Origin of the sequence: Enterococcus sp. DIV1059_2, assembly GCF_051713685.1 — a bacterium.
GTDB classification, from domain to species: domain Bacteria; phylum Bacillota; class Bacilli; order Lactobacillales; family Enterococcaceae; genus Enterococcus_D; species Enterococcus_D casseliflavus.
Map to the genome: position 1 here is coordinate 39,464 of NZ_JBIOQK010000002.1, position 12,443 is coordinate 51,906.

The following is a 12,443-nucleotide window of genomic DNA, read 5'->3' on the forward strand; positions in this document are numbered from 1 at the left end:
GAGGTTTATAGAATAAGGAGAGGGAGGTTTGACATGAGAGAGGTTATATCAAATACTAAGAAGGATAAAAATGAAAATTGAAAGGAGGCGTAGAAACGAGGTATTTCTACACTCATAAAATAAGCACTACATAATAAGATGTAAACCCCTAAAACTCCATTTTTTTATAATTAATAAAAGTTCCGTTAACCGTTTCATCTTCAAACTTCTCTGATGTTGTTTCTTCAAAAAATAGTTCAAAACCGGGAAAGAATGTATCTGCTTTTTTTTGCCCTTCGAAAATAGTTAATTCAATTTCATCAGCAAAGTCGATAAATTCTAAATATGTATTCTCTCCTCCTATCACCCATACATCTTCATTTTCTGATAAACTAAGAATTTCTTTGGTATTCATTATCTCAACTTGAGAATAGGGTAATTCGTTTGTTCGTTCAGACCAAAGAATGTTTCGTCTCGATGAAAGCGGGCCATTAGGGAGGGAGGAAAAAGTATTAAATCCATAAACGACTATTCCTTTTTCAGTCAGCGTTTTGAAACGATTCATATCCAACTTGCTCTTATACAATAACTTATTGTTTAGACCAATCCCTCTACCCTCATCCATTGCTGCTATTAACTTTAACATTTGAACACGCCCTTTGTATTATTTCCTCTTTACATAAACCCTAATTAAGTTAATTGTCTATACGATGTTTTAATTTCTTATTTGAGCGCAATAACTTTCTTTGCAGTTTTCTAGGAATAGATAATGGGGAACCATCATGGTGTATGCTTATTCTGAGATACCCTATAGATAAAGAGCCTACAGACTCGTTATAATCTACAGTAAAATGAGAGGCAGATAATGCTTCTTTCACTTCATCTAGTATCTGTCTGATATAGCGTTCTGGATAGCCATAATTTTTAAAAGTTACATAGACAAAAGTTCTTTTTGGGAAATATTTCATAAGCCAAAGCTTAACAGTGATTTTTCTGATTATTGTTTTAGAAATCTTCTTTTGTAATTTGTAAGAAATCTCATGACCATAGTCTTCAGGATACAAATTGAAAGGTATCTTTGATTCTCTATGGTAAATAAAAGCTGAAGGGTCTTCTAATTTAGAAATCTCAATTTTATATACTTCATTACTAATGACTTTTGATAAGTCTGGCAATGTAGTTACGAAGCAAAAATATAGAAATGACTCTTCTTTTCTAATTATCCGAGCATATACTTTAATTCCATATAATTGTGTTGTAAATACTTCTATATTATCTCCAACATTAAAGTCCATAATTTATCCTCCTAAAAAAAAGAACAGCTAAGCTGTCCTCACACATATTCTTTACTATTTTGCCCACATTTCGTACATCGATGGTCAACATACTTATTAAGTCCATTCCCTCGAATCCCGCTCGAAACGAAATCATGAGAGCAAAAAAATTGTTTTATCTTTACTAGCATTTCTGTACCTCCATGTTGTTAGGATGTCATTAAGCTCTTACATAAAACTGATAATTTAAAAAAATCCAGAGTTCATAACGAAAAAGAAAGAGAGAATGTCTAAACTTTCAGGTAATGTTACTTTTTTTACTTCATCATTCAAGAGACAATCTTGTTATAATCCGAAAGCTGACTCGTTAATTTTGAACCAATGTCCTCAATTGAATCGGCTACAGCATGAAGTGTGAAAGGTATTTCTACATTAGTAGCATGTGCTTCATAACTCATTGAGAACTCACGAGTAGAACCTTTGCATTCCAGCAAAACGTCCCACCCAGAAAGCATTAGTTTTTCAATTTTATCCATCTGAAACGCCTCGATTCTTATAATTATTGCAAGTTATGGACCTTGTAGGACTCGAACCTACGACCGGACGGTTATGAGCCGTCTGCTCTGACCAACTGAGCTAAAGGTCCGGATAAATGGACCAGGGGGGACTTGAACCCCCTTTCAGAGAATAATCTCCTACCACCTTCGTCCTCTTTTAACTAGCGTAAAGAAAACCCGGTCCTTATTTCAGCTAATGAACCATCTACATTTAGCTGTATGAGAAATACAAAACTCATATTTTTGGGGGCAGTAATTTAGGCTTTTACCACCCAAATGGTTTTTGCTGCTATCTACTTTGCCTATAGCTCAAGCAGCTTCTTTTTTAAACTAGTGACATCAATGTTGTTACAAGGTATACCCGTCGATTTCCAATTAACAACTAGAAGAAATTCTTCCATATTTTAATAGGCTCATCACCTATACCACATTGCCTGCTTAAACTGCATATGCTAAAGAGGCGCTTTTATCTTTTTTAATAAAAATTTTATCAAGGGTCACAGCAGGTTCTTTAGAAACAATAAGATTGTCATTTTCATCATATTCTCTCTCTGGGATAAATTCAGAAGAGATAAAATTGGATGAATCGGCACTAAAGATTCCTGTTATAGGGTCCACTACCAATTTCTTAGGATTAAAAGCTACAGAAATTCTGCCACGATTTCGTGATAAATAATAAGTTAGCTCCTCAGAATCTGTAAACAAATCGACAATTTTATCATCGAAGCGTTCAAAGGTTCCGTCACTTAACTCAAATGTTACATCATATCTTTCATTGGTAAAATTCATGATGTTCAAATCTTTGATAGCTTCTTTGAAAGGTGTACCTAAGTTAAGTTCAAATGCAATAGCACGTAAACAGTCATAATTTAGTCCTATTTTGGAAGAAAAGATAACTACATCATTGATGGCTTCGTGATACTTTGTACTCAATTTATCTTCCAAATACTCAGTAACTTCAGAAGCATCAGGATAGTCAAACCTAAAATGATAATGGAATCTACCTGGACGATTTAACATGAATTCGCTCATTTTATTTAGGTTGTTTACTGTAAGGGCATAAAGCCTTTTTTGTTGCGACATGCCATCGAACAATCCTAACAATGCCCCCTGGCTTTCACAATTATCGTCATCTTCATCAAAAACTTTCTCAAACTCATCAAACAATACTAATACTTCTTGTTCAATAGAATCTAAAAAGTCTGCAATGCCAAAGTAAGCAGTTTTAACAATGATTACCGGAATTCCTTGGGCGATAGTACGTTCAGAAAGCAGCTGAATAAATAATGATTTACCTATTCCTTTGTCGCCGCTGGCAATGATGCCAAGACTTCGTTCAAACATACTGTAAGTTCCAAGCACTTTATCAACTTTTGATAAATGTGGACCATAGATTTTTTCTTCTTGATTCTTTAAATCAGTTCCTTTTTCCAAAAAGAATCCTGACATCTTGTTGAATCTTACAATATAGGTTTGTGGGGGTAATAAATCAGATGTTTTTACATCATCTGGGTAAATCTCATAATGTGAACTATGCGAAATAATTTTCATTCTATCTCTCCTAATTTTTTTCTACCTCAAAACTAAATAATTCCAGGCTTTTCTTCCTTGCTTCCACTATTTGCGAGACATTCAGTCACACACTCAAGAATGCTGAATCACCAGGAGCTACCTAGTAACTTATTCTTGCATAAATAAACGTGCGGTCTGGCATTACAACCAACAACTTTCACTTGAACATTCAGCTTTAATAGGATTTATCTTCCTTTATTGGAGTAGATATACTCTTCTACTTGAGCCGACGATTAAGCTACTCGTGCAGAGTTCTTTCGTTATAGGCCTATTTCTAGGATTTACGTCAGAAGTGAATCGGTTGATGTTTCTTAGGTTTAATATGTTTATCAGACATATCCTAACTAAGATTTTTCTACTCAAAGTAGCGTCTATTGTCTCACCCGAAAGGCTCTCACTTTATCTCTGGATAGTTTAGCAATAGCACACAACTAATACTGACTTTTATCAGTAGACATTTCCCTGTTACCAGGAACGATTCCTAAACATATCGACATTATCACGCCGATACATCTATTTAGAATTACAACATGCCATCCTAGCAAGATGTTCAGTCTTTCTGCACTAGGTTTGGAATTATTTAGTTTTCAAATAGAAAACCGGAACAGCGGGAGTCGAACCCACAACCGTTCGCTTAGAAGGCGAATGCTCTGTCCTGTTGAGCTATGCTCCGAAAATGAGAATAAGAGGCAAAAGGGATTCAAACCCTAAAAAATATATCAACTTCACCCAAAAGGGTTATAACTATAATTTCGCATTCAGCGCCCCTATAACTATACTGACTTTATTGTAATTCAAAGTTGAGTTTTGCTATTGGGGTTTCTCAAGTCCCAACAACGAGCTAAGAAGATGTTTTTGAATTATACGAACATCCAGTTTTGTTTTTTTCGACTCTGATATTCCATCTATTCTCCTGCTGGAAAAACAGTGAGTTTATCTTATGTATCTTTATCATACAAAAGGACTCATAAAGAATAGTATCCTCGTCTATGTCATTGGAGTGGCACTGCCCCACTCACGTATCAATACCACAAAAGAGTGGCTAGTTCCTTTATTTGGTCGCCCCTAACAATATTGATACAACCAAGCGTCTTCTACTTCCGCCACAATGACCGAAACATGGTGGTGTACACATACAGCACACTTACTACATTGCCAGACGTAGCACCGTAGAGTTTCTTTCTAGTTTTTTTCGGTATCTAGAACCATCATAGGCATTTTGTTCTTGGCAAGGATTTTCACCTTGCAGTCGGGAACGAGTCGTCACCTATCTATCCCTCAAATAAGCTCCAATACCCTACGTTTTTAGCATTGGCTACTTATACGTCTACATTTTCCGCCACAAGAACCGGAATTTAAGGCCATCCGTGAGCCAATATCATTGGAGTGGTACTGCCCCACTCATATAACATTCCTGTTTAGTTTTCGTTACTTGGACCGATTCAAATGAATCCAACCAATGCGTCTATCTAAGTTCCGCCACAATGATACGATTGAGAATTTCCATATTTTATGATAATTCTATTGCTTGTTGTTCATCCAAAACAACAACTCCTCCTGCAGGACTCGAACCTGCGACATCATGATTAACAGTCATGCGCTACTACCAACTGAGCTAAGGAGGAAAAATTAATGAAACGAGCAAGACAAAACTTAAACGATTTTTCATGCTCGATTTCAATGGCTAGAGGTGGGAATTGAACCCACATACCTACATCCTTATCATGAACATAGAGCTAAACCACTCAGCTACTCCGCCGTTTTTAATATATTGAGAAGGACTCGAACCTTCAAGAACGCTATTAGCGAACGGATGTCTTTCAATGGTTTCGAACCACTTACTCTTCATTCATCCCTCTCAGCATCGGTCTTGCCATATAAGTACCTACCGCCTAGAGACGCCTTACCAATTAGACTACCAATATACTTAAGAATCATATGTCCTTTCTTTGAATTATCGTGAAAGAATCCAAAGCAAGAAAGTAAAGTCATGAGTCCTTTATCATCAGACTCAATGCCGGATTGTGGAGTCGAACCACTTAGAGATTTTTATTGCATGCTGACAGATGAATCTCACACCCTGTCTGGGGCTGCTAACCATTTGCATCTTCCGACGATGATGTAGGAAGGAATCGAACCTTCATTTTTACCTATGAGGAAAAAAATGTGAGTGCTGCTCTCTAAGGAGAAAAAAACCTCATTAAAAACTACATCGGAGAGGCCGCCAAGAAAGAAAAACTCTCTTGACGGAAGTAAATGAAAATTGTGATTGTGCGTACACTAGAAACAACCTAGTAAATATCATATAAAATATGATAACTAGCTATAGGGGAATCAAACCCCTACATTTTCAGCCTATCAAGGTAGCTAAAGAATAAAAAAGAGTTGTAAAAAAATTCAGTTTTTGGTCGAAACTAAAGGGTTTAGAAATGAAATCCCTTAGATGCAGGGTTTGAAAGAACTAATTTGCATTAAAGTTACTGTAACTTTTTTATTGTAAAGTTATAGTAGCATTCGTATTGGGTGTATCTGTGGCCAAGATTACTTCTCCGCCGAGCATGTCTTCAATAAAATTAGTTAGATTATCAACAATATACATGCCGTTTCTTCCAACTAACCTACCTCTTACAGCCTCTTCTCTAACTCTTGAAGCAATTATTGGTTCAGGAATATCAACACCCATTCTTCGTGCAGTTTCCATAATCATTCTGACTTGAGGTTGACTTTGACAGACAATTCTGGCGCCAGTTTCATTTGAACGCTTGATTGATTCCATTGTCTTCCCACTTCTTCTGTTTGCAAATAGATAGTCCATTTCTTTAGCTCCCAACATTTAAGTACTTCTTATCTCTATTAATACTTAAATCTCGCACAATAGGAAAGTAAACCCCTAATTCGAAAATTATTTAAATTATTTTTCGATAATCCATTTTCCCATTGCTTTTGCTTGCATAGAAATATATTTTTGTACTTCAGAGATAGCTTTCTCGTCGTTCTCAATATCATTCTCAAAAATTAGTTGAACCAGTGATAAATTTTTGCTTTTAATAATTGCCCATAAATCAAGATAGAAAACAATATCTTCATCGAGAAGTAATGCATCTGGGTTTTCTTCTTTTTGGACTTCAGCGGCGTAGATACTATCTGCAATTTCTCCAACTAGTATCATAAACATATTTATTTTGTATGATTCCAGACACATCTGCATCGGTGAATACAAAGTGACCATTTTCTGAAGGATATCCATCTGTTCTCTGGAATACAAATCAAACTCCTGAATCTCAATTGGTGTGGATTGTTCTTGCTGAACTTTGTTCATTCGTTGCTACCCCTGCTTTCCACCCTAATATTTTTAAATGACTTTTAGGTAATTCTGATAGAAATCGACTCGGTTTTTGCTCAGTGAGTACGTTTCCGCTAAAGTATCGATTCTGATTGTATGAAACAAACAAAATATCTTTTGCTCTTGTCATCGCTACATACATTCCTCGACGTTCTTCTTCGATATCTTCTTCTGTTTCACTCCTTCTAGACGGAAAAACTCCTTCTTCAAGTCCAACTACAAAAACTATAGGCCACTCTAAGCCCTTAGACGAGTGAACAGTGGTAAGCCTTACTTTGTTGTCTTCAGAGTCATCATCAGAATTAGTATCGCCATCTACCTCAAATAAAGCTGTGCCAGCGATAAATCTTGTTAAAGAATCTTTGTATTCCAACTTGTCAAAATCGTCAGAATCCATTTGTCGTTGCAATTCAACGTCGAAGCTCAAAGCGATTTTTGAAATCTCAGCAAGGTTATCGATTCTTGTCTCATCTTCTACCTTACTCGGGTCAAATTGGTCTAAGAAATTGGTTTTTCTTATTATCATGTTTACAAGATAGTGAACCGATTGATTCGGCGATGCAAAAATAAATTCTCTGCATTCCTGGATAGTATCCAACAAACTCGCAATAGCTTCCTTAGTTGTCTTTCTTATACCTTTGATATCATTTAAATGCCGCATGGTAGCGTATAAAGATAACTCATTTTCTAATGCATACATCTTAATCTTATCCAGTGTTCCTTCACCAACTCCTCGTTTAGGTACATTAACAATTCTAGCTAGTGCAATATCATCGGTAGGGTTTTGAATAATTCTCAAGTAAGCAGCAATATCCTTAACTTCCTTCCGGTCATAAAAAGAAGTTCCATTTTGAACATCAAAAGGTATTCCCAAACTTGTTAAGGCCAACTCAATCTGGCGAGATAGCCACCCAGCTCTGTAGATTATAGAGAAGTCTTTATAGGAGTATTGTCCACTTGCAACGAATCCTTGTATGGCTTCACATATAAAATCTGCTTCTTTAGTTTCATCTGGGGAGACATATGCATAAATCGGGTGGCCTTTCTCTCTTTCAGAGTAAGCGACCTTCTCAAGTTGGTTAATATTATGGGATACTAAGGAGTTACTGGCCTGCACAATTGTTTGAGTGCTTCGATAATTACGTTCTAATAACAATGTTTGTATCTCAGGCTCAATATTTTTTATATCAATCATATTATTGACGTTTGCTCCACGGAACTTATATAAGCTTTGTAAATCATCGCCAATTAACATATAGTTTTCAAAATGACTGGTTAAATAAAACATCAATTCAAACTGTACATTATTTAAATCCTGACATTCATCTACTAAAAAGTATTTAATTCTTCTAGACCACGTATGTAATACTTCTTCATCGGTTTTCAATAATTTCAACGTTAGAGAAAGCATATCGTTATAATCGACGTATCCAGCATTGTACTTGTACATGATATACTCTTGATAAGCCAGTATATAATCCTTGTTTTCTTCTGGAGAATTTTTTAAATCATCAGGAGAAATATTATTATTAGCCCAATAATTTAACTTACTCTGACAAGCTTTAATACTGTCATCATCTGTAATTCCAAACATAAAGCAGAAATCTTTAATCTTTGCTGAAGAATCATCTTCAGTCAAAATCGTCATAGTCTCCTGATTTAAAAGACCATGACGATAAAGTACTTGCTGATTTGACAGTAATATTCGCATACATAAACTATGAAATGTACCTATTTTTACATCTAGGGCCGGGGACCCAATAACGTCTAACACCCGGTCTTTTATTTCCCTGCTTGCTTTCTTAGTAAAACTTACTGCAGTGATTTGCCAGGCAGGAACACCTAAGTGAATCAAGTAGGCAATTCTTCTGGTCAAAGTATGCGTCTTCCCAGAACCTGCACCAGCTAAAACAATAGCTTTGCCATCCACAAACGTTGCAACTTCTCTTTGTTTGTCATTCAGTCCATCCAAAATTGCTGAGGTACTGTCCATAACAATTCCTCCTATACAACAATTGATTTTGCTAGTTTTTTCATTTGATAGCGTGTTAAGAAATCTTCTCCTCCCGATGGGGTTTGAACACGCCAAACAATTTCTTCTCTAAACCTTCTATTTGTTGCTTCCAATAATTTGAAACCATTGCAGTATGTTCCAATAGCTTGTTCTTGTTTTGTTTTTTGATATCTAGATGCATAAAATGAAGAAACATCTGGTCTCATATCGTATACGAATCCGCTATTTTGCGGCTTTTCAACTTCTTCTTTGATTTTATGGGAAGAGATGCATCCGCAGTTACGGTTGTAACCGTTAAGATGACGAGTAGTTAACTGAACATAACTTTTACAGGCTCCGCAATAACAATTCCAAACACGACTTCTGGCATGTGAATACGGTGTAACATTTAAAACCTCAATTTCCCCAAAAGATTTGCCCTGCAAATTTACATAAGGGGCTTTCTTAGATATAGTCATGGGTTTACCACCCGTATCTATAGGTCTAAATTCAATCTTTGTTAAGTCAATTACTTGAGTATCGTAAAATCCTGTAAATTTATCGGGATTACAAAATGGACAAGTCTGAGCAAATCCTTCAGAAACAAAATGGGCTTCTTCTTTCTCAAAATCTTGATTACATTTCGTGCAGCGACAATTCCAATAACTTTTTTCTGCTTCCTCATGAGAAAAACTCATAACCAACAATGCTCCACGTTTCGTTCCGACTAGATTGCTTTTCACTTTATTCATCATTTTTTTCTCTCCCTCGTCTATCTACGAGAAGCATGATAAACCCGTTAAAGAGTCTGAGTCTAGCCTGAAAATTATTAAACTTTTCTCACGAAGAAAAACCCCCAACCACCAACGGGTTGAGGGATTATTTATGTAAGTCAATTCCTAAAATTCTAAAATTGTTCTATCTCAATCTAATCTAAATTCTTATCCTTCTCATTAAACTTCCGAGTTGACAATTAATTCTTTCGAAGAAATTTATTCCATCTTTCTATTCGAATTTTTTGTTTAAAAGTTTGTTCCAGGAACTTGATTTGTTGAGAATCGAGCTTTTTTTCTTCAAATTCACTCAATCGGATAGAAATCAACATTTTTCTTCTATAATTTGCACTCATAAGAAAACCGTATACGTAGAAAGCAAAACCGATATAAAAAGATATGGTTAGAAAAGATGATGTTGTAAACCGTATAAAGACTTCATTTATCATAACTAAAATAGTCATTAATGTCATGAATATTGCTCCGATAAGTTGAGGAATATAATATTTCCCTGGTCTTATAAACGCAATTTTGATTGATAAATAAACGAGTAAAACTATCAATAGTATAAATATAAATACCTGCATCAATGACATAAAAAAGCCTCCTAGAATTGTATATTAAGCATACCATAGGAGGCTTTTTCACTCAAATTTATGAAATTATAAATCCATAAGCTTCATTAATTTCATCTGTCACGGTGGCGATTAGTCGACTGATGATTTCTTCATTTGAGAAATTCATCATTTCCAGCGGATTTACATCCCATGCGTTTTGAGGGTAAACTTCACCGTCATCGTCTTTTTCAGAAACGTATGATTCAAAGGACAAGGCTCTTTGGTCAACTCCAGATGAAGCAAAGCTTCTTGCATAGATACCAAATTCAAATTTTCTATTAGAATCTTTATGAACCATTGTTCCCGTTAAGATGTCGTCGCCATCCATGAATGTTTCTGCATTGAAGTTTCTACTTCTGGCTTCATTTAAACAATCTAAGTTAATGGTTATATCAAACATGCCATCACCCTTCCTTTTTAAATACATCCACCACGATGGGGGTACCCCCTCCTAAAAACTACTATAACTAGAAGCTTTATTGGATTCTTTTAAGCCATTACTTATTGAGTAGTTAAGCATCTTATTGTAGGCCACATCAAGTGTGATGAAATCATCAGAAACCTCTTTTACCGTTTCTTCTGTTACATCAAATCTAATGGCTAATAACTTGATATACAGAGGCGTAAACCCTTCGTTGATAGTGAAGAAGTAGCCATCATCACAGTAATGAATATTGAGTTCCTCTTCTTTGAGCATAGAGAAAAAGTCTTCCCATTGTTCAATATAGATATACATCTCTCTATATACATCCATCTTCTTCTCATAAGACAAGTCTTTGTCTGCGACATGAAAGAATCTCGAAATATTGTCAACAATTGAAGCATTCTCTTCAGTTATTGTAGCGTACTCAATATATTTAGTATGATAGGCGCTCATTTTCACTAAAACATCTGAAAGCTCTTTTTCATAAGGGTTCTCATACTTTGATTCTTTTCTCCTATCACGCTTAATTTCTTCTTTGTCTTTTTTAAACCAATCAAAGATGTACTGAATGAAACCGGACATTATTAATCCTCCAATAAATCTCCATTTAGATAAATCTTATTGTTAATCAATTCGATTTTGTCATGAGCAGAGATTTTTTCATATTGATTTTTTGTAACTAAAATTCTTTTTTCTTCATCTTTTATTTTGATGGTAATCCAGTATGTATCAACCTCTGGATTTTGTACGGCGGAAATATCGACTTCTGTGTCATCAGCTGCAGCTATTTGTTCTGCGGTTAAGGTGCTTTGGAAAATATATTCAGGAACCACAGAATGGTAAACACTATGATAGAGATAAGGATTATAATAATAATGGTTTACACTTTCATATCGATTTAATAAGCTTCTGTCATAAATATAAATATTAGAATATGAAGAAAGGGAACGAGCAGCTGACGAGTAAGAAGAAGACTTTCTCGATACCTGGCTTTTACTGCTTGAAAATCCTTTGTTACTGTTTGATATTGTTTTTCTAGAAGACATACTATTCTTTGAACTTCTTACTGTTGATGAACTATTGGGATGAGTTCTTGTGGCGGGACTATTTTTACTAGATGAATGGCTGCTCTTTGAAGAATTTCGTGAATTCATACTATTTCTAGAAGCGCTCTTAGAAGAGGTTGAAGCCCTAGAACGACTGGTAATGGAACTTCGGCTTCTACTTGATACAGAACTACGTGAGCGACTTCCTACAGAGCTTTTTGAGCTGCTTCTTGAAGAAGAACGAGAAGAAGAATGGGAGGAGGAGTGTGAAGAACTCCGAGCCTCTACCACGCTCTCAGTTGAAACTATGAAGACAGTAGTGAAAGTTAAAAACGCTAAAAATAATGTGAAATATTTAAAGGCTTTCTTTCTCATTACTCTTTAGTCCCTTCTTGAGTCGTCTTGTCAGTTACTTCTCCAGATACTGTACCTTCAATATATCGAGCATACGGTTGGCGATATACATGGACGGAATAGGAATCATCTTTTTCTTTAACTAACATTTTGGCTTCAGCATTTGGGTCAGTTAAAATATGTTCATAAAGGTTAACCGAATCACGGTACTCAATTGTTATAGATTTTTCCTCTTTGCCATCCAAATATCCGATTACAAAATACGGATTGCTTTCTGAAGTCACTTTAGATTCAATATCATAATAAGCAAGAGGAAATGATGAATAGCTTGCACCCTTTTTCTTACTTTTTTCTGCATTCTCACTTTTGAAGACTTTCTCAATTTTTGAAGAATCTACTTTATTTTGAACCGGTTCTGCACCTTCAGAGCAGCCTGTTAATAAAAATCCCAGAATTAATCCAGATGTCATTAATACGATAGTTTTCATTGTTTTTTTCATAATTATATTCT

At 35.4% G+C, this 12,443-nt stretch carries 14 protein-coding genes and 3 tRNA genes; 1 reads left to right on the forward strand and 16 read right to left on the reverse strand.

Translation table 11 applies throughout. The annotated features are described in order from the left end of the window. Window positions 1–148: 148 nt before the first annotated feature. The 15 genes from IGI72_RS18350 to IGI72_RS18420 form a co-directional block, all read right to left on the reverse strand. The gene (locus tag IGI72_RS18350) at window positions 149–625 is read right to left on the reverse strand and encodes a dihydrofolate reductase (protein ID WP_438755221.1); all 477 of its coding nucleotides are present in this window, start codon (window positions 623–625) and stop codon (window positions 149–151) included. Between the two features lie 49 nt (window positions 626–674). Beyond that, window positions 675–1,274, reverse strand: coding sequence for a hypothetical protein (locus IGI72_RS18355; protein ID WP_438755222.1), 600 nt, complete (start codon window positions 1,272–1,274; stop codon window positions 675–677). A gap of 308 nt (window positions 1,275–1,582) precedes the next feature. Next, the gene (locus IGI72_RS18360) at window positions 1,583–1,789 is read right to left on the reverse strand and encodes a hypothetical protein (protein ID WP_086373339.1); all 207 of its coding nucleotides are present in this window, start codon (window positions 1,787–1,789) and stop codon (window positions 1,583–1,585) included. Window positions 1,790–1,825: 36 nt separating this feature from the next. Beyond that, a tRNA-Ile gene (locus tag IGI72_RS18365) sits at window positions 1,826–1,899 on the reverse strand. 349 nt (window positions 1,900–2,248) lie between these two features. Beyond that, a complete protein-coding gene (locus IGI72_RS18370) occupies window positions 2,249–3,361 on the reverse strand; it encodes an AAA family ATPase (RefSeq protein ID WP_438755224.1) in 1,113 nt (370 codons plus the stop codon). Between the two features lie 620 nt (window positions 3,362–3,981). Beyond that, a tRNA-Arg gene (locus tag IGI72_RS18375) sits at window positions 3,982–4,055 on the reverse strand. Window positions 4,056–4,933: 878 nt separating this feature from the next. Next, a tRNA-Asn gene (locus tag IGI72_RS18380) sits at window positions 4,934–5,007 on the reverse strand. 866 nt (window positions 5,008–5,873) lie between these two features. Then, window positions 5,874–6,197, reverse strand: coding sequence for a hypothetical protein (locus tag IGI72_RS18385; RefSeq protein WP_139843258.1), 324 nt, complete (start codon window positions 6,195–6,197; stop codon window positions 5,874–5,876). A gap of 96 nt (window positions 6,198–6,293) precedes the next feature. After that, the gene (locus IGI72_RS18390) at window positions 6,294–6,701 is read right to left on the reverse strand and encodes a hypothetical protein (protein WP_438755225.1); all 408 of its coding nucleotides are present in this window, start codon (window positions 6,699–6,701) and stop codon (window positions 6,294–6,296) included. Continuing rightward, window positions 6,664–8,718, reverse strand: coding sequence for an ATP-dependent helicase (locus IGI72_RS18395; protein ID WP_438755226.1), 2,055 nt, complete (start codon window positions 8,716–8,718; stop codon window positions 6,664–6,666). Before IGI72_RS18395 ends, IGI72_RS18390 begins: the two co-directional genes overlap by 38 nt. An 11-nt stretch (window positions 8,719–8,729) precedes the next feature. Continuing rightward, window positions 8,730–9,473, reverse strand: a complete 744-nt coding sequence (locus IGI72_RS18400; RefSeq protein ID WP_438755227.1) for a hypothetical protein — start codon at window positions 9,471–9,473, stop codon at window positions 8,730–8,732. Between the two features lie 218 nt (window positions 9,474–9,691). After that, entirely contained in the window at window positions 9,692–10,087 is a 396-nt protein-coding gene (locus IGI72_RS18405) for a hypothetical protein (RefSeq protein WP_438755228.1), read from the reverse strand. 58 nt (window positions 10,088–10,145) lie between these two features. Next, window positions 10,146–10,508 (reverse strand): hypothetical protein, encoded by a 363-nt coding sequence (locus IGI72_RS18410; RefSeq protein ID WP_086373332.1) that lies wholly within the window; start codon window positions 10,506–10,508, stop codon window positions 10,146–10,148. A gap of 51 nt (window positions 10,509–10,559) precedes the next feature. Further along, on the reverse strand, window positions 10,560–11,114 hold the full coding sequence (locus tag IGI72_RS18415) for a hypothetical protein (RefSeq protein ID WP_438755229.1): 555 nt from the start codon (window positions 11,112–11,114) through the stop codon (window positions 10,560–10,562). A gap of 2 nt (window positions 11,115–11,116) precedes the next feature. Beyond that, window positions 11,117–11,578 (reverse strand): hypothetical protein, encoded by a 462-nt coding sequence (locus IGI72_RS18420; RefSeq protein WP_139843257.1) that lies wholly within the window; start codon window positions 11,576–11,578, stop codon window positions 11,117–11,119. Window positions 11,579–11,627: 49 nt separating this feature from the next. Here IGI72_RS18420 and IGI72_RS18425 point away from each other — a divergent pair, with 49 nt between their 5' ends. Further along, the gene (locus IGI72_RS18425) at window positions 11,628–11,963 is read left to right on the forward strand and encodes a hypothetical protein (protein WP_438755230.1); all 336 of its coding nucleotides are present in this window, start codon (window positions 11,628–11,630) and stop codon (window positions 11,961–11,963) included. Here IGI72_RS18425 and IGI72_RS18430 read toward each other — a convergent pair. Further along, complete coding sequence (locus IGI72_RS18430; RefSeq protein ID WP_438755231.1) at window positions 11,953–12,432, reverse strand: hypothetical protein; 480 nt, start codon at window positions 12,430–12,432, stop codon at window positions 11,953–11,955. The two genes, IGI72_RS18425 and IGI72_RS18430, sit on opposite strands and share 11 nt — an antisense overlap. Window positions 12,433–12,443: the final 11 nt, after the last annotated feature.